General features: G+C 41.7%; 15 protein-coding genes and 1 riboswitch. Of the genes, 8 read left to right on the plus strand and 7 right to left on the minus strand.

Translation table 11 applies throughout. The features are described 5' to 3' along the window. Positions 1-360: 360 nt before the first annotated feature. Positions 361-1,101: a hypothetical protein gene (locus BW980_RS11290; protein WP_076455314.1), complete on the minus strand. Its 741-nt coding sequence runs from the start codon at positions 1,099-1,101 to the stop codon at positions 361-363. Between the two features lie 308 nt (positions 1,102-1,409). On the opposite strand from BW980_RS11290, the gene BW980_RS11295 reads away from it, so the two are divergent. The 5 genes from BW980_RS11295 to BW980_RS11315 all read left to right on the plus strand — a co-directional run bounded on the left by BW980_RS11295 (position 1,410) and on the right by BW980_RS11315 (position 7,947). Beyond that, positions 1,410-1,709: a hypothetical protein gene (locus BW980_RS11295; RefSeq protein WP_076455315.1), complete on the plus strand. Its 300-nt coding sequence runs from the start codon at positions 1,410-1,412 to the stop codon at positions 1,707-1,709. A gap of 252 nt (positions 1,710-1,961) precedes the next feature. After that, positions 1,962-2,651, plus strand: coding sequence for an ABC transporter ATP-binding protein (locus BW980_RS11300; RefSeq protein WP_076455316.1), 690 nt, complete (start codon positions 1,962-1,964; stop codon positions 2,649-2,651). A gap of 5 nt (positions 2,652-2,656) precedes the next feature. Then, positions 2,657-5,164 carry a TonB-dependent receptor gene (locus BW980_RS11305; RefSeq protein WP_076455317.1) on the plus strand — a complete coding sequence of 836 codons (2,508 nt, stop codon included), beginning with the start codon at positions 2,657-2,659 and terminating at the stop codon, positions 5,162-5,164. Positions 5,165-5,166: 2 nt separating this feature from the next. Further along, positions 5,167-6,606 carry an ABC transporter permease gene (locus BW980_RS11310; RefSeq protein ID WP_076455318.1) on the plus strand — a complete coding sequence of 480 codons (1,440 nt, stop codon included), beginning with the start codon at positions 5,167-5,169 and terminating at the stop codon, positions 6,604-6,606. Then, positions 6,607-7,947, plus strand: coding sequence for a DUF3526 domain-containing protein (locus tag BW980_RS11315; protein WP_076455319.1), 1,341 nt, complete (start codon positions 6,607-6,609; stop codon positions 7,945-7,947). 91 nt (positions 7,948-8,038) lie between these two features. Here BW980_RS11315 and BW980_RS11320 read toward each other — a convergent pair whose 3' ends face one another. From BW980_RS11320 to BW980_RS11335, 4 genes are all read right to left on the minus strand, one after another. Then, complete coding sequence (locus BW980_RS11320; RefSeq protein WP_083690456.1) at positions 8,039-9,211, minus strand: polysaccharide lyase; 1,173 nt, start codon at positions 9,209-9,211, stop codon at positions 8,039-8,041. Positions 9,212-9,242: 31 nt separating this feature from the next. Further along, a complete protein-coding gene (locus BW980_RS11325) occupies positions 9,243-11,351 on the minus strand; it encodes an Ig-like domain-containing protein (RefSeq protein ID WP_076455321.1) in 2,109 nt (702 codons plus the stop codon). A gap of 384 nt (positions 11,352-11,735) precedes the next feature. After that, on the minus strand, positions 11,736-13,052 hold the full coding sequence (locus BW980_RS11330) for an IPT/TIG domain-containing protein (RefSeq protein WP_076455322.1): 1,317 nt from the start codon (positions 13,050-13,052) through the stop codon (positions 11,736-11,738). A gap of 161 nt (positions 13,053-13,213) precedes the next feature. Further along, entirely contained in the window at positions 13,214-14,800 is a 1,587-nt protein-coding gene (locus BW980_RS11335; protein WP_175609881.1) for a WG repeat-containing protein, read from the minus strand. A 478-nt stretch (positions 14,801-15,278) separates the two neighbouring features. Further along, a riboswitch (SAM-I-IV-variant riboswitch) is annotated at positions 15,279-15,376 on the plus strand. Between the two features lie 49 nt (positions 15,377-15,425). Between BW980_RS11335 and BW980_RS11340 the strand changes: the two genes are divergently transcribed. The 3 genes from BW980_RS11340 to BW980_RS11350 all read left to right on the plus strand — a co-directional run bounded on the left by BW980_RS11340 (position 15,426) and on the right by BW980_RS11350 (position 18,717). Then, positions 15,426-16,727, plus strand: a complete 1,302-nt coding sequence (locus BW980_RS11340; protein WP_076455324.1) for a Na+/H+ antiporter NhaC family protein — start codon at positions 15,426-15,428, stop codon at positions 16,725-16,727. A gap of 312 nt (positions 16,728-17,039) precedes the next feature. Then, entirely contained in the window at positions 17,040-17,903 is an 864-nt protein-coding gene (locus BW980_RS11345) for an outer membrane beta-barrel protein (protein ID WP_076455325.1), read from the plus strand. A 253-nt stretch (positions 17,904-18,156) separates the two neighbouring features. Next, the gene (locus BW980_RS11350; protein WP_076455583.1) at positions 18,157-18,717 is read left to right on the plus strand and encodes a DUF4494 domain-containing protein; all 561 of its coding nucleotides are present in this window, start codon (positions 18,157-18,159) and stop codon (positions 18,715-18,717) included. Positions 18,718-18,835: 118 nt separating this feature from the next. Here BW980_RS11350 and BW980_RS11355 read toward each other — a convergent pair whose 3' ends face one another. Further along, entirely contained in the window at positions 18,836-20,515 is a 1,680-nt protein-coding gene (locus tag BW980_RS11355) for a patatin-like phospholipase family protein (protein ID WP_076455326.1), read from the minus strand. A 406-nt stretch (positions 20,516-20,921) separates the two neighbouring features. Then, on the minus strand, positions 20,922-23,843 hold the full coding sequence (locus BW980_RS11360) for a VPS10 domain-containing protein (protein WP_076455327.1): 2,922 nt from the start codon (positions 23,841-23,843) through the stop codon (positions 20,922-20,924). Positions 23,844-23,978: the final 135 nt, after the last annotated feature.

The raw sequence follows: 23,978 nt of genomic DNA on the forward strand, positions 1-23,978 counted from the left end.
AAAAAAGATCGCAAAAAAGGATAGCAACTTGGTCTCTCAATCCGCCCTTGTTTGCTTTTAAGAGGATATTTTTTTCTACGGAGATCTTAAATTGCTAGGTAAGGAAGAAAAAAAATGAGACCGATGAAAGAAGGATCAAAACGGGTACTTTACACATTGAGCCGTACTATAAAGTACAAAGATAGGCAAGACCGAGGGTTTTTATTAGGGATGCTTTTTTGTGTTTAGTAAATAGGAACTTTTTAAAGTGGGATAAAACTGTTGGGTAAGTCAACATAGTTTTTTTATAGACTGCTCATTTTGGGATAAACGTAGAGCCCCTCATGGGGCTCTACGTTACTAATATACTTATAGTTTAGGTTAGATGGAAAAAGTTACCCTAATGTTGTATCTACTTAGGGCTTCTTCTGAATTATAGGTCATCGAAGCCAATAAACGGTTTGCTGCAGGTCTACTGAAGTCAACACGACGGGTCAATTTGATAGGGACTCTACGGACGCCGGTTACAGGAACGGTCTCGCCTGAGGCCGATATAGTGGTTCCGCCTTCCGAAAAGACCCTTGCAAATGGGGACGCCTCCTCGCTTATATTGTTAATAGGTCTAGCCCCCGAGATTTGCTCTCGATTTACAATAACCTCATCGTAGGCCAAAAGATCGGCATCGGCGATATGCCTAAAGGCCGCAATCAAAAAAGGAGATACGAAACCTAAGCCAATCGCAGTGTTGTCTTGGTTACCTTCACTATGAAAAGCAATGGATTGATTGCTTTCCCACGTCTTGTAATTTTTATCCGTGATTTTTTTCAATTGACGGACTCCATCTATTTCTAAAAGCATGATTCGGAGTTTTACCTCAGAGGAACTACTTTCCGTGGTACTTAAAAACAACTCATCGGGACGGAATACATCTCCACTATCAACTTCGCCCCTTACGTAATTAAAGGTGTCGATTAATTCTCCGGAAGCATTATCTATCACCGCAATTAGTAATTGAATCTCGTCTGAGTGACGCTTTCTTCTTAGCCTTCTCCTCCTTTTTGAAAATCCGGAAGTACTTTCTTCCTCACATCGTAATTCGCTTAATCTGATTCCAATTCCCATAACATATGATTTAGTTAAACATTATTTAGAGGTTTTATGGGAGGAAAGAAGAAAGGTTAACGTTGTTTTGTAAGAATATTCTTTTTTATTTAAAAGATAAAACTATTGTCTTAGGGAATGGGCTTCAAAGAAGGTAAGCTTCGATATTACGGGCTGTATGGTAATTTGTCTGTGTAATGGGCCTTGACGTGGCCCGCTTCTCCGTAGAAATAAGTAGTCGAGGCATTCCTTTCGTTTATGTAAAAGTCTATATGTTTTTCCCATATCTTCTTCATAGTCTATAATATTATTTATTTTTGCGGCTTGCAATGAAAAACATTAAGCACATTATTGCCCTATTTTATGTGGCCTTGATTCTTCTGTTCAAGGTAGCGGGCTTGCATGCGCTTACCCATCATATTGATGATTCCGATGCCCAACATTGTGAGGTGTGTCATATCACCTCAGCGGTCAATTTTACGCCTCTTATAGAAGCTGAACCTCCCGTTTTACCGCAGACGGAATTCTATCTGTTTGAAAAGAAACTTACGAACAAGGCACCAGACCTTGTTTTTAAAGACAGGCTCTTAGCCAGTAATCGCTTTACCAGGCCTCCTCCACGATTCTAGTCGTCCTTATTTTAACACTATTAGGTTTATAGGATACTTATGTCCTGTTGCTATATCGTTTCCGTTTTTTGCAATACGTCATTTGCAAAGGAAGATGGTACATAAGCTCATAATAGGAATTTAAAAATAGGGACTCCCCCCTATTCTAGGGTGGTTCTTCAACTATTGTAACAATGTCTGTTCTCTGTATCGATTACGGTAGAATACGCACGTGCGATAAATTTCAGCATCAATTTTTAATTCATATTACTTATGTTAAAAGCATTGAACATTACCAAATCCTACAACGAAAAAATGGCTTTAAAAGACGTTTCTTTTGAAGTTTCCAAAGGAGAAATATTCTGTCTCTTAGGTCAAAATGGCGCAGGGAAGACCACGACCATCAATATCTTTTTGGGCTTTATTAAAAAGGATGGTGGCAAGGCCTTTGTGGCCGATAAGGAGGTCGGCAAGGACGACACCAACCAACTCACGGCCTATATCCCCGAAACGGTACAGTTGTACGGTAACCTCAGCGGGGTAGAAAACCTGGATTTCTTTAGTCGTTTGGCCGGTTTTGAGTATACCACGGCCGAATTGGAAGCCTTTTTGTCCAAAACGGGATTGCAAGAAGATGCACAGCATAAACGGCTATCGTCTTACTCCAAAGGAATGCGGCAAAAAGTGGGTATTGCCATTGCACTGGCCAAAAATGCAGAGGTCATTTTTATGGACGAACCCACTTCGGGCCTAGACCCCAAAGCCACTGCGGAATTCACCAAAATCTGTAAGGAACTTGCCGCTATGGGCAAGGTCATCTTTATGGCGACCCACGATATTTTTAATGCCGTCGAATTGGGTAACACCATTGGCATTATGAAAGAAGGGGTCTTGGCCCAGCAACTAAAGGCCAGTGAAATCGACGCGAACGAATTAAAACAACTTTACCTAGAAACAATTTAGAATAGATGAACCACTATATAAAAATTATACTAACACTCTTACTGTGTAACACAACATTTGCCCAAATCTCCGTAAAGGGCAAAGTTGTTGATAGCCAGGGGATACCCGTTTACGGGGCCTCCATTTTATATTCCAATAGCACCGCGGCCAACAAGGATGGTGTTATCACCGAAGAAGAAGGGAATTTTACTTTAGAACTAGAGGAAACCGGCAACTATCAATTTACGGTAAGTTATATTGGTATGGAATCCATCACGTTTCAGAAATCCCTCGATCAGATAAAAGACTATGATTTAGGCGTGCTAAAACTGCAAGAGAAAGTAGAACGCCTGCAATCGGTCGAAGTTGTTGGTAGGGCGAGAACCGATTACACTAGCGACTATTCCTTTTCCGCAACTAAAATTGCTATTCTGAACAAGGATTTGCCCCAGGCTATTTCTTCGGTAACCAAAGAGCTTATTGCCGATAGGCAGGCTTTTAAACTAGCTGACGCCGTTAAAGTAGTGAGCGGGGTAACCCCTTCCAGTATTTACAACCAATACAATATTAGGGGGATTAGTCAGAATGAAGAAGGGCAGATCATTAACGGACTCCGGACTCGGCAGTTCTATTTTTTACAACCATTAACTTCAAATATTGAAAAGGTAGAGGTCATAAAAGGGCCCGCAAGTGCCAGTTTTGCCAGTGTAGACCCCGGCGGAAGTATAAATATGGTAACTAAAAAACCATTGAAAGAAAACAAAAAAGAGGTGTCTTTTGCCGTAAGCAGTTTTAGTACCCTTCGTGGAGCCTTAGATTTTACAGGACCGTTAAATGAAGACAAGACATTACTCTACCGCTTTAATGCGGCTTATGAAGAGGCCGGTTCTTACAGGGACTTGATAAAGAACAAGTCTATTTTAATTTCACCTTCTTTTAGCTATTTGCCCAATGATAAGACCGCCATTAACGTAGAGATGATCTACAATGATATGAACGGCTTTTTAGATCGTGGACAACCTATTTTTGGTGCTATTGATGGTGTTACTTCCTTGACCAGTACCCCTATTGGCCTCAACCTTGGGGCTACCAATGATTTTTTCAATTCGAAAGAATTGATCCTTACCGGAAATCTATCCCATAAATTCTCCGAAGCCATTAGTTTCAATACTTCCTATATGAAACAGACGTGGAAGGAAGATTTGGAGGAACACCGTACGATTTCAACCTTTGCCGTAGATATCGACAATAATACCATTCCTAGTTTGGCCGCCATGCGCTTTGTACAGCGAAAACAAGATTGGATGGTAGATAACCTGAACGCTTATTTCAATTTTGACTTTAAGACAGGGGATTTATCGCACAAATTGTTAGTGGGATACGATTTACATTACTGGAAAAAACAAGTGGGAGGGGGACAAAATTCCGCAAGGGGCTACCTCCTGAAAGACGGTACGATTACCAATTCTTTTGATGTAGGCAATGCCGAAGCCTACCAAACCATTACCTATAACGGACTGACCTTGCCAAAACCTAACGTAGCCCATTTTAACTTGGAAAATCCCGATTATGCTATCAAAATCACCGAGGATTACACGTTCAATTCCCGCTTTGCCATTCCTCCTGCGCTGACTACCAGCAACGCCGTTTATATTCAAGAGCAGCTAAAATGGAAAAGAATCAGCCTGATTCTTGGCTTACGGAACGAGTGGTTCGAAGATATTACCAATTACAATACGAATAAGGAACTGTCTTTTACCAATAATAAAGTGATTCCGAGAATAGGACTGACATACGAAGTAAACGATAATGTGAATGTTTACGGGACCTATTTGGAGGGGTTTCAGCCGCAATCCAATACAGTTACCCTACTGCCCAGTACGGGGCAGTTCTTTTGGGCGGATGAATCCGCTTCCCAATTCGACCCATTACTTTCCGACCTGACCGAATTTGGGATAAAGGCAGATTTATTCAAAAAGCGGATAAAGGTAAATATGGCGGTGTATGAAATCAACCAAAAGAATATTTTAATGAGCGCCAACGATCCTGAAAACCCGGATTTACTTACCCAACGTGGTGCGGACCGTAGCCGGGGATTTGAAATGGATATTGCGGGATATCTTTTGCCCAATTGGCAGATAAATGCTTCATACAGCTATATAGATGCTGAAATTGTTAGTGATGCCAATGCGGCGTTAATTGGTGAACGAAAAGAAAATACACCAAGAAACAGTGCCAACCTATGGACGCGTTACAACTTTGATCAAGGTAGTTTTTTTAATGATTGGGGCGTCGGTTTTGGCCTACAGTCCCAAGGCAGTAAAATACCTTGGTTTACTAGGGCTTTTGAAGTTCCGGGCTTTACCATTTTTGATGCGGCCATTTACTACACTCCTGCGGCCAGCAACCTACAGATCGCCTTGAATGCAGGAAATATTCTTGATAAGACCTATTGGCTGGGGGCGCAAACCTACTTAAGGTTGTTTCCCGGGGCTCCCCGTAATTTCACTTTGTCGGCAACTTATAAATTTTAAGTATGAGAAAAAATGTAATCTATTTATTGGCAGGCCAATTATGGAAAAATGCCTTTAGGTCAAAAGTGATGTTGATAGCATCGGTTTTAATAGGGATTCTGTTATTTTTTTCGGCCTATAGCGGTGGGGAAAATTATCACGACCAAAACGATACACGCGGATCGATGCAACACGAGGTTCAAGAGAGCTGGGAAAACAATCCCGACAAGCATCCGCACAGAATGGCCCATTACGGTTCTTTTGCCTTTAGGGTCAAACATATACTTAGTGTTTTCGACCTAGGCATGGAGAATTTTGTGGGCAATGCTGTTTTCTTGGAGGCCCATAAGCAAAACACCGTAAACTTTTCAGAGGCTAGTATGTCTACGGGTTTGTTACGGTTTGGAGAAGTCAGCTTGGCCATGTTGTTAAAAGTAATCGTACCGCTTTTGATTTTTTATTTGGGTTTTCATACCATAGCCCAAGAACGCGAAAACGGCACCTTAAAATTACTGATCGGCCAAGGTATTCGCAGAAAGGAAATTGTCTTTGGCAAATGGTTGGGCCTTTGGAGTTTGTCCATGATTTTTCTCATGGCTGTTTTTCTGGTATTGTTGTTTTTCGTCGTATTGGAATCGCACGATGGTCTTTCGGGCAATAGTTTGTACCGGTATCTCGTGCTCTTAATTTCCTATTCGTTGTTTTTTGCCATATTGTGCGCTATTACCATTTTGGTTTCCGCCTTTAGCAAGACGGCCAAGGGGGCATTGGTAAAACTCTTGGGCATTTGGTTGCTTTTTGTGATCATTGTTCCCAAATCTTTACAGGCCATGGGCTACTACCTCTACCCCACTCCTTCTAAAATAGAAATGGAAACGGCCGTAGAACAGGATTTAATAGAACTAGGGGATAGTCATAATCCTGACGACCCACATTTTAAGGCCTTAAAAGATTCTGTGCTCTTGGCCAATAAGGTAGACGATGTAGCGGATCTTCCCTTTAACTATGGCGGTTTTGTAATGGCCAAGGGTGAGGCTTTGAGTGCTGCAGTATATCAAAAGCATCAAAGACAACTGTATCGGGTGTACGGAAAACAGAACAACGTAGAACGATATTCCGCTTTCGTAAACCCGTACACCGCTATAAAAAACTTGTCCATGGCCTTTTCGGGAACCGATTTTCAATCCTTTCTTCATTTTAAAGGGCAAGCGGAAGCATATCGATACAAATTGGCCCAAGAGATGAACCGTTTGCAGATGGATCTAATTCCTAATAAAGGTAAAGCAGGGCCTGATACCATTTCCAGCGATTATTGGAAAAGTTTCCCCCCTTTCGAATACGATTTCTTAAGTATTCCCGAAGTGTTCAATAATGAATTGATTTCCTTGATGGCGCTACTATTGTGGGGTGTCTTGGCCATTTTCGGACTGTTGAGATTATCCACTAACTTAAAAGCCATCTAGATGTATAGTTTATTGTTTAAATCATTCTTTCGAACGAAAATATTCTTGGTAAGTCTGGTTTTGTTGATGACCGTAGGGCTCATTGGCATTTTAATAGGCAAGCAGTACTTGGTAAAACAAGAAAAAAGTATTGTTGCCGCCCAAAAATTTCAAGAAGAAAGTATTGCGAAAAATGTAGCTTACCATAGTGATGACCTTGGATTACTCTTGTATTACTTGCGGTTTACCTTGGTGAAGAAACCCGAGAATATAAACGCCATTTCCATTGGGCAGAGCGATGTAAACCCACTTTTACAGGCGGTAACCATTCGTGCTTTGGAAGGGCAGAAATACGACACCGATTTTGAAAACCCGTCTTTATTGATGTCGGGTAACCTGGATCTGGGATTTGTTATTATTTACCTCTTCCCCTTGGTTTTGATCGCTATGACCTTCAATTTGTATTCGGAAGAAAAAGAATTGGGGACATGGCGTATTTTAGCGGCACAAACTTCCGGGAAAGCGAGTTTTCTATTTAAAAAGCTCTTTGTAAGGGTGCTCTTTGTTTTTGCTATTTTAATACTTCTTATGTTTATGGCAAGCGCTATCTTACAAATACCAATGGACCAATATTTTTGGGCCCTATTTCTACAAAGTACCTTGTATTTGTTATTTTGGAGTGCGTTGTGTTTTTGGATGGTTTCCCTTTTAAAAAACTCTAGCTTCAACGCCCTGGCCTTGGTTTCCATTTGGGTGGTGCTTACCATTTTGTTTCCCGCGGTGGTCAACAACTATGTCATCAATAAATATCAGGTGCCGGAAGCATTGGATGCCATGGTGGAACAGCGGGATGGATATCATGAAAAATGGGATTTGGAAAAAAGCGCTACTATGGACGGTTTTTTTGAAGCCTATCCGCAGTTTAAGAAATACCCCGTTCCCGAAGATGAATTTTCGTGGCTTTGGTATTATGGCATGCAGCATATGGGCGATATGGCCGCAGGGGAAACTAGCAAGGAAATGACGGAAAAGGTGATGCTCCGAAACACTGTGAGCGAGAAAGTGGCCCTGTTCGTACCCACCATGCATGCCCAGTTAAGTTTTAATACTTTGGCAGGAACGGATATGGTTAGCCATTTGGGCTTCTTAAAAAAGCTTACGGAATTTCACGAAGATTTACGCTTGGATTTTTACCCCAAAATCTTTGGGAATAAACCCGCGGATCAGGTCGACTGGAAGAATTATCAGGTGAAGTTTTACACCTTGGAACGGGAAGTGGATTGGACCTACCTAATGCTTCCTACCCTGCTGATTACCTTGGTAATCGGGGGCTTTGGCGTTTTGAACCTTCGAAAACTTTAAAAAAAAAGGGCTGGAATTCACTTCCGGCCCTTCTTTTTTTACAGAGGTCTATTTCCTTATGAAAAGGCATTGTAGCCAACACTTTATAAGGTCAAACTTTATAAATCATCTTGGTAATCTTCCTCTTGTTCGATTCAATGACCATGATGTATGTTCCCGTATCGAGTTGGCCTAGGTCAATGCTCGGTGTTTTTGTACTGGTATCCGGCACCCAACTTTTAACGCGATATCCCATCATACTGTATATGGAAATGTTCTTGGTGCCAGCATCAATTCCTTCGAGGTACAAAATGTCGTCTAGCACCGGATTCGGATATACTTTAACCTCGGTATCACGGCTATCACTAGGGTTTTGAAGGCTTAGTTGTGCTTCGTTCGCCGAGGTACCGACCTGTTGGTGGTTTCCTGTTCCGGATGGGGTGCCTATTCGTTGGCTTGATACTTTAAAATCGTCAAAATAGGCGTAGACATCCTTTGTGGGCTGAAAGCTTTCATCAGAGCCCCCAAAGAAAGAAGACAAATAAAAGGAGTTTAAGCCTATATCGCCTTCCCCTACTTGTCGGAAATCTTCAACATTGGTTATCTCTAAAGCTAACTGTCCGTTTAACCAGCCTCGCATAATACCATCTTGCTTTCCGGGCGTGTTTAATTTGTAATACATTTCTATATGCTGCCAAGCGCCCTTCGTAAACCTGACCTGATCGGCTTGTGGCCCTCCATTAGGTTCCTCTATAGGGTCTGTTAGGCTCCAGTTAATGGAAGCCTTGTAGTCAGGTCGCGTCGGTTTTGTATTGTAGTGCACATAGGTTTCAACGAGTCCGTTTTTACGCCACATCAGTCGTAGGGACATATTCCTGTCTTTGGTTTGATATGATAGTCCCGGTAACTTCCCCCCGGCCCTAAATTCAAAATCCGACGGAAAATAGACCTTGTAACTCATATACAGTTCATCGTGAAACTGTCCGTCGTTGAAGTAGACCTTGGTATGGATACCGCTTTCACCGGTCTTTACCTGTCCTTTAGGGTATTTGACCTTTAGCGTTTTTCCCTGGTCGGGAAAACTTTCTATGGAAACACGACCTTCATCTGCGCCTTTGCAAAACGAAACCCCTAAGGCATCCTTCATTTGGTTTTTGTCATATGGCCCGGTGGGCAGTTCGTCAAAATTGAAATGATATACATCTGCTGTTTGGGCTTTTGTTTTTGTCACCGTGAATAGCACAAAAACAAAACATAGTGATACTATTGATAATTTTCTTTTCATAAGAATGTCATTATTATTTTAAGATTTGGGCCTATTTAACACTGAAGGGCATGGTTCTTACGGTCGAGCCATTCTCTACACGTAAGAAATAGATCCCTTGATCAATACCGCCAACATTAAATTTAAACGTGCTTCCCTCGATGCTCGCCTCTTCCTTTTTCAGGATAGTACCTTGGAGGTCCATTAGCGATATTACCGTTTGGTCGGAGTTTAGATTGGCAAGCGTCAATTCCCCATGGGTAACGGGGTTGGGATAGAGTTTTATGCTAGGGTCTGCATTTACGGTCTTACTGACCTGAACCTGATTTGCCGCACCACAACTTGGGGCTTGTTCTTCATTACTACAGTATATGGTATAGCTTCCGGATTTTGAGACCATTACAAAATTGCCCTGGTCATCGGCTACCCAATATTCCCCGTCGAGTCCGGGAAATCCCGAGCCTGAAATGCTAAGCTCGGGTCGCTCGCTGTTAAAGCTTGCCTTGCTCTTGTCCCTAAGGTCGATGTAAGAGGATGGCTGCCCGTTATGGGTATTCATTGAAAAAGCATAGAGCCCGTTGGCACTGGGTATCCATTTGATCTTAAGCTTTTTAATGTTCGAGGCGTCGGGGCCGCCCGAGCCTAAAACATAGACCTTGTTAAAGGTTATACCATCGTATTGGGGCAGGACATTGGGACTAGGGGTTCCAAAAGCGCAGTCGGCAAGACCGTCGGTATCACCGTCAATCACCACGAGCCGTACCGTTGACGATCTTGTGCTATTGTTCTCGTTATCGATCGCCACGGCCGTAAGATCATAAGTTCCCACGGCTATTTGGTTTATGGTGTAGTTGTAGGGAAAGGAAGGGTCTTCCCCTAGTTTAAGGCTACCGTTGTAAAACTCCACTTTGCTAATGGAGCCATCGGGGTCATTTGCCGACGCGCTGATCTGTAGATCGCTTCCCGCATTTGCCTGGGCATTATTGTTGGGAGAAGTAATGCTTACGGAAGGAGAGGTATGGCCCCCATCATCGGAACAGGGAACAATATTCCAGCTCGGACAAGATTGGGTTACAAACGCTAAGGTGCCATCCGAAACGGGAAAATCATCCGTGTTGGGGTTTCGGGTATTATTCCATACGTGGATTTCCGAAGGGGCGCCTTGTTTCTTTCTAACGGTATTGATACTGTTGCCCCTACTTCCCAAATTAAAAGTATTATTAAAAACGGCGTTTCTAAAACCTGTGTTGTAGCCGGTACCTCGATCTAGAAAATCAATACAGGCATTGATAAGCTCGGAGCCGTCTAGGTTGAAGGTGTTGTTATATACAAAGGCATAAGCGCCTTTTAAATCGATAAAGGCATCGGCACTATTACTGTCCTCCCCTGCTATTCCTTCCGCAGAAAAGGTGTTGTTTCGAATGATGGTGTTTTTTGTGCCTTCTTTTACGTCTACCCCTTCTGCCGCTACATTCGGACCTACGGTACAGAATTCTATGGTATTGTTATTACAATCGGGACTATAGGGCTTATTGGGTTGGTCCTCGGTTTTATGTTGGCTCTTGTCCGAACCGACATAAAGACCTTCCCCGAAGCCCGGTTTGTTAAGTCCGGTATTATAGACTTGACAGCCGGTGACCAAATTATTGCTCGAGCCGTCCCTCAGGTGAATACCTTCTTCGCCGATATCGTGTACCGAAACGTTTTCGATCCTACTATTGCTTGAGTGATCGAGGACCAATCCCTTGGAACCCTCTTCAAGTTCCAAATCCTTGATAATCCAATGGTCGCCCAAAATGCGCATGACATAGCCATCGTAAATACCGTTAGGTCCTTTGAGCACCGGCCTATTGCTGGCACTTGCCCCCCTAATGATTATAGGCTGCAAAGCCGTACCGTTGCGATCGGATGAAAACCTTGCGGCCTTTCCATCGCTACTTAAATCGAGTTTGTCTAAGGCGGTATACGTACCTGCGGCAATGACAATTTCATCTCCGGGCGATGCATTTGTCATCGCATTGAGAATGCAGTCGACCGTATTGCAGTGTATCACTTTAGAGGCCGTTTCAGGCGAGTTAAAGGAGTAGCTTGTTTGAGCAAAGAGGGCGAGTAAAAGGCAAAGTGCTTTTAAAAAATTTGAATAAGGTACATAAGTGTTCATAGAGTGTAGATTTGGGATAAAAACTAGTAGTGAATTTTTACAATAAGGTTATGGGATAAAATTCATATGTAATATAAAGCCTACAAATATAAAAGTTATTTCTTGTTTGGGAATAAGGTCTTAGAAAATTGAGAAGCGTTCGTACTTGAGATATCTGTACGAGAGTATCTTAGAAAATACATGGAAGGATATCTAAGGACTTTTCGCTGATAGCTCCTATAGGGAGCTCAAGGGAATTCGGTCTTAAGGGATGGACTAGTGTAAAGCAGGGAGAATGCTTGATCTATCTGTATTTTCGACCAACGAAAAAAGGCACAATAATGTGCCTTTGGTGTTTTTGTTTGAAGTTATCTTAGAACAGGATGGGGTTCTGATTTTACCCCATTACAGAAAATAGCGTAAGATGCCGTTTTCGATTTTGGCAACGACCACGTTGTCTTTGATATCTATTCGGTCAACACGGCTTCCGGCTTTTAGGTCTTCATTCCAGGTAAGTCCACCGTCAGTGGTCTTATAAATCGTATTTCCTGAAAACGACCATCCAATTTTAGTGTCTAAAAACACGAAGTTCGTGTTGGGCAGTAAAGTCTCTACGGTATCCCATGTAAATCCGCCATCGGTTGTTTTTCGCAAACGGAAGGGGGAATAGATATCGTAATAGGTTAACATAAATCCATTTTTAGAATCGATAAATTGAATTTTACGTACGGTGGTTTTTCCGTCTTCATCGAAAGTAAGTTCGAGGTCGTTCCATGTGGTACCACCATCGTGGGTAAACAACAATGAAGGTTTTAGTCCGTACGTAGTATTGCCGCCACCGGCCCAGAAATGCTCATCGTCTAAACGAAAACCGGTACGGATGGTCAGGTACTCATAATCGGGATCATAGACCACATCAAAGTTTTCCCCATCGGTAGTTTTATATACTGTTTTCGAGCCCGTTATAAACATTCCGGTCTGTAGGTCGTCGCTCACGCTTATTGCCGCTATATTGCTGTTTGATTTGTCGGTAGTGGTAAAGAGAACCTCTTCCTTTTCATTGACACTTCCACCAGCGGGTATTTTTAAAAGACGTAGGCTTTCGGCCCAGCCTTCATCGGTAGAGGTCGCTTGAAAGACATTGGAAAAACCTTGGTAGGCCCAGCGTTTAAATGTGAGTCCCCCATCTAGACTTCGCCATGTGGTTCTTGTGTTGTTGTTAGAACCACTTATGAGTCCGTAATATAATCTGTCGGGAGAAACCAATTGTGAGGTCCATATGGTTGCATTTGGCAAAGCTCCTTCTAATTTGGTCAGGGCCCATTCTCCGGGCACTTTGGCCAGTACGCCAATATTCCCTTCATAGGCATTGGCTACTTCTGAAACCACCTTGCGATCTTTCATATTGATCTCTAACTTGGGAATGCCATTTTCGACCAAAGGCAATTTGACCTGAATGGAGGTTTTACTGGTGGATACGATTTCTGAAGCTACACCATCAAAAAGAACTTCAACATCACTGCTGTTTTCAACAAAATTGCTTCCGGTGATCTCTACGATGTCGCCGTTATAACCAAAGTCTTGGGAATAAGATTGAACATTGGCAACTTCGAGCTCGGGATCGGTAGTCGGTTCATCTGTTGGCGAGTCGTTTTCAGAGCAGGCTAAAAGTGAAAGAAACAGGCTTACGGAAAAGAATAACTTGAAAGAATTATAATACATAGTACGGGGTTTAAGAGGGCTTAACGTCAAATCCAATGATTTCGTGTGCCTTCGCATTTGAAATTGCAGCCTTCCTTAAAACGAAAGAAAGGCCGCGCTAAGATTTTGATATAGGTTTTTTGAACAGACTTGCTTTTCTAGGAACAATCCATAGAAGGCTTTTATTTTTTCTTTTTCTTCTTTTTCTTCTCTGGGCTCAAGGTTTCTTGGCAGAGGGCGGTATCGATCTTTTCTCCGCTAGGCTTATAACAATGAACGGGTTTTTTGCGCTTTCCATAGCTGTCATAGAAAAACAGGATTCCCTTTTGGTATCCGGCCTTGCCCATATATTTTCCTGGAGGTATAATTGTTTTTCCTTCCATATCTATGATAGAACTGGTGCCATCGACATGACGAATCTTTCCGAATTTAGTCTCGTGTAATACGTAATAATCCCTAAAACCGGAGGCGATCACTTTTTTATGCTTTATAGAGAATAGCGCCATATCGTCTTTGCCCTCGGCATCTTTGCGCTTTAATAAATGGTTTTGGTTTCTATTGACGCTGTTATAGGTTTTGTATCCTTCCGATGGATCTACAATAAATGATTTGTGGGTATAATCATATATTCCGACCGACCCGTTGGAAACCAATACGGCCAATTCAGGATGGTCGTTATCAAAGTTTATTTGATCATAGAAATGGTCGAAAAGTTCTGTTTGTGCGGCTATATCAAAAAGGTTCATATGGCCATTTTCGTCATATACGATAAAGCTGGCGCCATTGTAATCTATTTTGGAATATTTAAGGGGAATAACGGTGGTGTTATTGGAATCTACGGCACCCCATTTTCCTTCTTTCTTAACAAAGAAGGTATCGGTAAACAAGATGTGTTTCGTGTGTTCTCCCAATTGCCTGAAAGTGTTGAATGGTTTTAGCGCTTCGTATGTTGCGGGGATACTCCATTTTTTGTTTGCCATATCGTAAACTCCCCATGTGTCGGTATCGGCATCGGTAGCAATGATCTTATCGTTAAAAGAGACAAAGGTGTTTACCTGTTGTACATTGGGTACTTCGTTATAGGGGAAAATACGACCGATTTTTGCGGGCAAGGTAGTCATATCCTTCACGTTCATTATTGATGTACTTCCATCTTCCTTTTTAAGAAGAAAATAATCGTTTGCTATTTGCCTTACGCTCTTGTATTTCGCTTTGAGTACAATATCACCCTTTCCGTTTATTAAACCTTCTTGTAAGGCGTATCCGCCACTTTTGCTGGCATCGGGCTTATCATAGTGAACGGTAAAATAGTCCGTATCGGTACTTAGGTAGTGATCGTAGACACGGGCCATGTTCGAGGAAAAGTAGTAATCGCCCGTGGCTCCTATCTCTGTTTGAACGGGCTCACCCATGGCATTAAAGGACTTAATGTTGATATACCTTTGTTCTTCTTTTTTACCGATATCATTTGTACCGGTCACGGGTTGGCCTATAAAGAATATTTTGGACGAGGACATATCGGTCTTAAAATCGTATAGCTGATCTAAGATGTTTCCGGAGGCATCCATAAAGGTTGACTTGTCATCTTTACTGACGTTCAAATAGCCATTTATAAAATAGAGTCCGTTGTTGTCAAAATTGTTGTCCTTTGCCTTTTGAAGCAATTCATCCGACGCCGTATCATAGGTTTTGTCGATAAGCACATACTCTTCTTGTGCAAAAATCGAATTTAGGAATAGGCACGAGGCAATAAGGGGGAGTAATTTCATTTTTTGTTGTTTAAAATTGATTTTCTTGTTTTTATAATAGATCAAGGCTTTTAGTGGCATAGGCGTTTTACGAAGCACGCCTTTTATGGCGCTGCCCTTAAATTCGTCAGGAATAAACTCGGAATTACGGTCTATATCGGTAAGCAGTGGGTGTGTTAAAAAAGGGAACGCTTGCTGTTAAAATCGCTAATTTTCTCATAATGTAAAGAGATAAAAGGTTGGGTTCCCAAGGCTGTAATTGAGAAATAGCATAACGTTAATGATACGACTATAGTATGGTCGAATGAGCTAGGACTATCGAAGTGCTATCCATCGCATATGGGGAAAAGTTTGTAAATAATTGGTTGTCTAGGCTTTAGGAATGGTTTAGGTATTTGTGGTCGTGGTCAGAGGTTTTATAAAAACCGAACCCAAGCTCTGGAAATTAACTTTTTTTTAGGGGGGCAACAGTTTTTATGACCTACTTTTGCCGGCTTAAATTAATTATCAAGAATCTCAAGAACGGAGATAGCAACCTGCATTAACGAGCAAGGTGCTAAAGAGATAAGCCAATTAGTTGGAACCAATGTTACCCCATACTTCTGCTTATCTAAAGCTGTTTCCTTTTTGAAAAGAATAAAGAGAAATGGCACATTCGAATAAGCTTACCCCCCAATTTTCGGCTTTGATCCCCTTGTTGGTCTTCGTTCTTACGTTTTTGGGCGTTGGCATCTACCAAAACGATTTCTATGCCTTACCGGCCCCGATAGCCGTTATTGCGGGCATTATCGTGGCGTTTCTTATGTTCGGCCCATCGATAAAATCAAAAATAGGCACCTTGTTAAAAGGCTGTGGCGATGAAAAAATACTGACCATGTGCCTGATCTATTTACTGGCCGGGGCTTTTGCCGCCCTTACTGAGCAAACCGGTAGTGTAGAGGTGATCGTAAACTTGGGATTGGATTTTATAGCCCTTCCGTATATCTATGTGGGGATTTTTATCATTGCCGGGTTTCTCTCGATCTCCACCGGTACTTCGGTCGGTTCCATCGTTGCCCTCGCCCCTATCGTGGTGGGTTTTGCCGAGGAAAGCAGTGCCGATCTGGCCCTTTTGTGCGGCGCCTTGTTAGGGGGGAGTATGTTCGGCGACAATTTATCGGTGATTTCGGATACGACCATTGCCGCTACACAATCCTTGGGCTGTAAGATGGGCGATAAGTTTAAACAGAACATTAAAATCGCCGTGCCCGCGGCCTTGTTCACTATCGGCATTTTACTCTTTCAAGGCTGGGATTTGGGGTCCGTAGAAACCGAAACGGCAGCCTACAGCTATTCGGTGGTTAAGATACTGCCCTATGTTTTGGTCATTGTCCTTTCCATTGCGGGCGTCAATGTTTTTGTGACCCTGCTTTTTGGGGCAATTGCAGCCGGATTTCTAGGGGTAGTTTATGGGGATTTTACCCTTATGGAATCGACAAAAATCGCCTACACCGGATTTACGAACATGACGGAAATTTTTCTATTGTCTTTGCTCACGGGAGGCTTGGCGGCCTTGGTCCAAAAAAACGGGGGAATCGATTTTCTATTGGTCCATATAAAACGGCGGATCAAAAACCAGAAAACGGCCCAACTGGGTATGGCGGCCCTAGTGGGTACGATCAATACGGCGATAGCCAATAATACCGTATCCATTATCATAGCCGGGCCCATTGCCAAATCGATTACGGATGAATACGGTTTGGACAAGAAAAAGACCGCTTCCATCTTAGATATTTTTGCCTGTATCTCACAAGGCTTCCTACCTTACGGTGCACAAGTCTTGATGATTTTAAGCTTTGCAAAAGGACAGATCGATTACCTAGACTTGGTTTTCAACACGTGGTACTTGTTACTCCTGCTTATTTATACCCTACTGTTCATCGGGCTTCTGTCTACAAGGCGTGGCTAGGCCTAGTAGATATTGGGTGATTTCCATTGAAGATTCCCCTCCTATTTTCCATTAAACTGACGTTTCATTACCATTTTCTACGAAATCGTTAGCAATAAAGAGGTGTAGGTGTTAAAACCCGTACCCCATAGCAAGAAATTTCTTTTAAAAAAGAATCTTTGTAGTACAGTTTAACCTGTGCTCTGCATGACTATGGAATGTTTTACCGTGTCGGGAAGGGGTAATTCCCATAAGCGGTAAAGGGAGATTCCAAAATATAGCTTCTGTAAGTCGGGGTTTTATAATTCTATTTAAAAACTTAAATCATTTCGTATGAAACATTTGATTACAGTATGTACAGCTGTTTTAACTAGCGCCTTATCTTTTGGACAAATGGAGGTCTCCTTAAGCTCTGGGTATGCTATCGGTAGTGCCACAATGAAACTGGGGGAACGGGTGAGTATGTCGGAAACGGAAAACTCGTACGGGAGTTACGGTGAAGGTGCCAACGTTCAAATAAGGGGAACTTACTTCTTTGACGATTCCTTTGGTGTGGATCTCGGTATTGGTTACTTGCAAGGAAGCGACCAAGACATATCCGTTGTCGATGTGTCCAATTTGCAAGTAGATGCGGTTGCCAGGGCCCGTGCCTTTGGTGCATCGGCGTCGGTAGTATACAAATTCACCAATAACGTTTATGGGCGTTTTGGGGCTTTGTTGAAATTAGGGGGGAAGACCGAAGGCGTGGTGTATCAAAAATCGGTTTTTAACAATGATGAAGCCAGTGCCCTAGGTGTACCGGAGGGTTCTTATTCCGAAACCAACTATAAAGAAGATTTTCACGGAAAATTCCCTTTAGGCTTTGTCGGTGCCCTTGGTTATAAGCATGACCTTGGCTCTAATTTCAGCATTTTTCTGGAAGCGGAGTATTACGGAATCAGTTTGAAGCGAAAGGATTCTGAAATTGCGGAATTCAATACGAACGTTGTACTTCCCGATGGTACCGTAGCGGTAGAAGGACTGTATACATTGGACAACTTGCCCGAGGGCTATAACCGTAAAACGACCTATGTAGATAATCTATCGAACACCAATACCGATACTTCAAAAGAGTTGTCGCAAAAAGTACCCTATTCTTCATTCGGACTTAATTTTGGGATTACCTATAAATTTAAAGGCGGTGGAAAAAAAGAATAGCCTTGCGCAATCTTGATTTTACCGCATTAGAATACAAGGGCCTCGTTGAAATACCACTATTTCAACGGGGCTTTTTGTTTTGTGGGCAAAGCACGGCGGTCAGAAAAAGAGTTGCTTCCCACTTAAAATCCCTTAACCGTCTCACGCTCCGAAACATACAAAATCAGATGTAAAATTGTGGATATCTATTCGATTTTTTGACTTTTCGGGCCGATGCTAAACCCTATATTTGGCCTCTTTAAAACAAAAAGATATGAGTGCAACCTGGTACGAATGCAAGATTAAATACAAAAAAATAGATGAAGCTTCAGGCATGCTAAAGATAAAAACGGAACCGTTTTTAGTGGATGCCATTTCGTATACCGAAGCAGAAAGTAGGATAACCGAGGAAATGTCGGCCTATTTGAGCGATAGCGAAGAAATCAAGATCACGAATATCAAAGTGGCCAATTATGCCGAAATACACCCTTTCGAGAATTCAGACCGTTGGTTTAAATCCAAGGTGTCTTTGGTAGCCTTTGACGAGGAAAGCGGTAAGGAACGCAAAACCAACATGTATCTCTTGGTACAGGCCAACGATGTAAAGGAAGCCTATGACAATACCGTTACGGTAATGAAGGATACTATGGGCGATTACACCATTCCCGCTATCTCAGAATCCCCTATTATGGACGTATTCCCCTATTTCTCTGGGGAAGAGGATGAAATGGACCGTTTGGAGAAATTTACCCAGTTGAAAAACTCCGTACCTGCGACCAATGAAATGGACGAGGAACTGGAGATGGCCGATGTGCTATCGAGCGAGGAAGAATAAGCCTCTATATACAATGCAACAAAGAGACCGCCTAAAGCTTTAGGACGGTCTTTTTGTTTTTATATTACCTTTCTACCATAGTGGCTAAGGTGATTGGTTGAATCCGTTTGACTAGATTTTAGTTTTTTAATTTTTCCATTAACCATAAAGGATTCTTGTTAAAAGCTTTCCAATGGTCATTTAGGGTATTGAACAAGGTATTTAGGTCTGTTCCATATGCATCGTATAGAACCGTATCTTCCTTAAGGGTAAGAATGTAATCCATAAGTTCGTAGCAGAGGGTAAACTGTCCACAGGCAATAAGGGTGTCCATTCTGTTTTTTGCCACATCTTCTTTGCTCCACCATAAGGTAGTCGGCATTTCGGAGGCCGTTAGGCTTACACTCTTTAATATATGGCTTGGTAAGGGTTTTATTTTTTTATTTAAACTTGAACAATCGTTATTATAGGGAGTTTTCTGGCCGTTTAGTTTATAGATTGTTGCGGTGATACGTTTGTTTTCTAACGAATCTTTTGAGTAGAAAAGATCATAGTTCAAACGCCGCATCTGCTTTAAGAACACCTCGTTGATCATTTTGGATGCAGAGCTGATCCGTTCAGACAGCATACGTTGTACCAAACTGATATCTAGTTTTTGAAAAGTGAGCACATCATCCAGTAGCGATTCTGGTACGTTTTTGTTGAATAGGGCTTTCAATCTTGAAAGCGTAAAGCTTTTGATTATAAAAGCCACAACCCCCAAAATACTCAGGGTTATTCCCATACCTAGAATGATACTTCCCAGGATATACATTCCGGTCCAGGCCCTTTCTTCAATTTGAAAAAAAGAGTTGGCCATAATCATTATAAGGCCTATTAAAAGTATGATCAGATAAAGGGGCTTAACTGTAAAATATTGCAAGACTTTGTTTATGGTCCGTTGTACCGTAGAACTTTTCCCTATTTCAGAGGTCTCTTGCTGCCATGGTGGCATCTTATAACTGCCTACATCGTTTACGATAATTAGGTTCAAGCTGTTTTTCATCCTCTCGTTTATAAGCATCATACTGCCGATACCTTGATTGTCTGCAATTCCTCCATCCATAATTCCGACCCCATCAATAAAGGTGTCTAAACCTTTTAGGTTTTTATATTTGGGGGAAGCATGGTCTTGAACATAGTCATCGGGAAAAACCATAGGTTCAAAGCCTACGGGAAAACAAGAGGAAGAGGCAATAACATCACCCAATACGATTTCGTTTCTCAGGGGATTGATTTGTTTTTGATATTTTTTATAAAGAGGGGTATTGCCAAAGTAACCTTCGTTCTGAAATCGATAGGTCAGTCCGAACGAAAAATCGGTGGCATTGAAGCAGACTTGGTCTAATTGTTTGATCTCTGACTTCTTGAAGAGTTTCATTGTTCCCTCGAATACCGGCATGTTGGCATAGGTGAGGGCAAAGGAATTAATTAGGGAGCGTTTTTTGTAAGGATTGGTTTTCCAAACCGTATCGTTTTCTAATTTTGCAACGGCATTTTCAAGTAGTTTGTCATTCTCGGGAATGAAAGTTTGGTAAAACCTGTTGAAAAAAGATTCGAACCTATAGTCGTCGTCTTGTAAGGCTTTAGAAAAACCCACACCCAATAAAGTGCCGCCACTTACCGTACTCAGAGCCTTGACCGATTCTAAGAGAGTTTTATGATTATAGGATACCTGTTCTAGATAAGAAACTATGCCAAGGGCAAAGAAGGTGGCCCTATAACCGCCTCCGCTAAAGCAAAGTCCGATGTTTTCAAAAGGTTTCAACTGTTTCGACATGTCAAGTGATTTGTGTAAATGGTTTTAAGGTGGCTGAGGGAAGCTAATACCTTTGTCTTAAAATTTGTCCGTCGTTTTTAAAATTACCTCTGGGCTATTTGTTTTGGGTAAATAAATAGTAAACCGAGATGTTTACATTAGTTATTGTTCATTTTAAGGTTTAGCAAGTATATATTTAAGTTCTATACCCTAGGGAACCATAGCCAAATTGGAGGGAATAAAAGGAGGGACATAGTCTGAGCGATGGTTAAAGATATAAAAAATGAATAGTTGTAGGAAAATAATGTGACCTTTTCGTGTGGCTAAAACGGATATTAGTAAGACTTTCATCTACCTATTTTATATAAAAAGAGTCCGCTGTATAAAATGAAATATACGGCGGACCCCTTAATTATGCCTGAAAGTTCTATTTTTTTATAAACCTACCGGAGTAACGTTGACCACCATCTTGTATGGTGTAAAAGTACACGACTTCCGATTTTAAATGCGATACATCTAACGGTGTATTTTTATAGATGGTATTCATTATTAATTGTCCATCTATGGTGTATATGGTCAAGTTATGGTTGTCATCCGAGAGATTTTTAAAAGACAAAGTCTCTTTAACGGGGTTGGGGTATACGGAAATGATATTTTCCTTACTTTCTTCTATCTGAAAAGTGGAAACGTCCGATGTTTTAGCGGAGTTGGGCTGTGGGTCTGTTGCTACATACCAACCACTACCTCGGGTAGATGCGTAATACTTTCCTGGAATGGTATAGTCTATAGCTATATCGTTAACCCGGTCCGATTGTCCATTCCCTTTGTTTATTTTTATCCACGTATTACCGCCATCTTTAGATAGGTAGGTCCCTGCATTTCTAAAGTCTACTTTTGAATTGGCCAAAGTAGAGAGCAAAATTACATCAGTGTTATATTTGGCAACCTCTACCCGGTTTACCCAAGGATAATCAAATTTTTTGGTCCAAGTCCTCATATTGTTAGTACTTACCCATAATCCTCCTTCATTGGCAGGAGAATTAATAAAACCGGCGGTTATGTATACTTTTCCATCTTTGTCAAAATGAATATCGTTTATTCCACTTGTACCTGAAATACTACTGGTAGAAGCCACTTTAGACCAAGACCTTCCTTTGTTTACGGTCTTGTAAAGCCCTCCGTTGTTACCAACTACCGTAGCATACAAGGTATTGGATGAATTAGGGTCGAACGCCAGTCTAGATACATCTAAACTCGCCGGAAGCCCATTGTTCACCTTAGACCACGTTTTTCCTTTATCGGTAGACTTATGAACTCCCCAACCCGTCACGCTATCGCCGACCCATTCTAATTTTGTGGATGAGCGCGGTACGCAAAAATACATAGTGTTAGGGTCGTTGGGGTCGAACAGTAAACTTAGTTGATGTACAGATTGGTCTCCTTTGGCAGGCGGCCAAGGTTTGGGAATAGGTGTGCCCCACTCTACAAAAGTAGCACCGTTATTGGTCGACCTATAGATTTTACCCCCACCGTGTTGCCTGAAGAAAAGGGCATAATGAATGTTGGTATTGGTAGGGTGTATGGCATAGCTACTTAAAGAAACTTCATTGGGGGGCAATAAGTTTTTGTACTTAGCAGCTTGGGCACCAGGTCTAATCGTAGCACCTCCATTGCTTGTGATCCATAAGCCGTTCTCTCCGCCGGCACAAAAGACCTTATTGGAAATCAGTGGATGTTGGTAGAATCCGTGTCCCGGAACATTACTGTTACCCGCACCGACAAAAGTGTTGGAATTCGTGCCTACTTCTTCATCGTCAATATCGACCCAAGTTTTTCCCTTATCATAAGACATTAACGATATCTTGGCGAGTTGGGTGTGCAAAATTGTGCCATTGGCATTGAACTTGATAAAATTGCACCCTTTGCGGTCGTAGGTGTCGCGGTTTTCCCAACGTTTCAAATACTTGAAATTAACATTGGTGCCCATAGGGTTTCCTCGTCTGGTCCAATAATTTACGTGGGGCCCTGAATTCCAGTTTTTACCATTCCTGAAAATCACATTCCAATTTTCTCCGCCATTGGAGGTGCTATAGATAGACCCTGGTTTAAAATTTATTTCAGAAAAGTTGGAATACTCATTGGCCAAATAGATATTATCGGGATTGTTGGGGTCTACCTCAATTTGATTGAACCGAATGGTTATACTTGTTGGCAAATCGGGGTATTTGGAAGCGGCCTCACTGTCGGAAATCCCAAAATAATGACCTACATTATGATAGAATTGCTTTTTTACTTGTGAATCGGAACCCAATACTTTCATATTGATAGCTAGATTTCCGTCAATATTTGTCCAGCTCTCTCCCCTATCGGTACTTTTAAAAACACCGCCTTTAGAATCTACTATCGATTTACCCGAACCGGATACTTTCCAAGTAACATTTACCAGAGCGTACAATGTTACTTTGTTATTCGATTTATTGTGGTGGATATCAAAAGATCGGAAAACATCATGGTCAAGGCCATTTGTTTTTTGAACCCAAGTATTACCTCCGTTTGTACTTTTATAAAAACCGTAATTGGTAGTGGCGTAGACAATATTCGTATTTACTGGGTCAACTACGATAGATTCAATTTCTGCCTTAGGGTTCAAACCCGAATTTTTGAGCTTCCAAGTAGCTCCCCTATCGGTACTTCTCCAAATTTTCCCTTGGCTATTTGCATCTACTAAGATACCGTGTGGTCGGGCTTTGGTAAAACTGATCCGACCCATATCCCGCATTCGACCACCCCCAACGTACCAAATTGCATCGTCTTTTGGGTTTACCGCAACACAGGAAAGATATGATCTTCCAAAAGTACTTAACGATGACTTTTGCTTGGTCCAGGTTTTTCCTTTGTCCCAAGTTTGAAATATTCCTAGGTTTTTCTTGTCCGTGCAAAAACCACGATTGGGTGATTGACGTGAAAAATCAAAGGAGGTAGCATCTAAAGGACCTCGCATACCCGTCTTGTGACCAGGACCGTCTTCGTCCATTATGGTTTCATAGGTAAGACCTTTATCGGTAGATCTATATGAATTACCCATATTCGGACCAATAAATAATACATTGGGATCGGTAGGGTGCCAAAAGGCTGATTTATTATTACCGCTCATACCGGGTCCAAATTGAATCCATTTGATACTGTTGTCGGAAACAATATCTTTTGTTTTGATGTCTTCAAAAAATGTGGATGAAGCAGCTGAACTTTTAAGGGCCTGATCTTCCTTTGTGGCTAGGCCTATTTCCTGCCCGTGGCAGAAAATGGTCGACACCAGGAATAGAACAGAATACAGATAAAATTTAATCATAGTAGGTATTAATTTAAGTGATAAATAAATATGGGGCTATCCCAAACTTTATTTTAAAATGATTGTGCTGGTTTTGAAATGGGATTGAGTAATAAATTTATTTGTAGTAAAAAACTTATTTATAATTAGGGGTAA

Source organism: Zobellia uliginosa (assembly GCF_900156625.1).
Taxonomy (GTDB): domain Bacteria; phylum Bacteroidota; class Bacteroidia; order Flavobacteriales; family Flavobacteriaceae; genus Zobellia; species Zobellia uliginosa.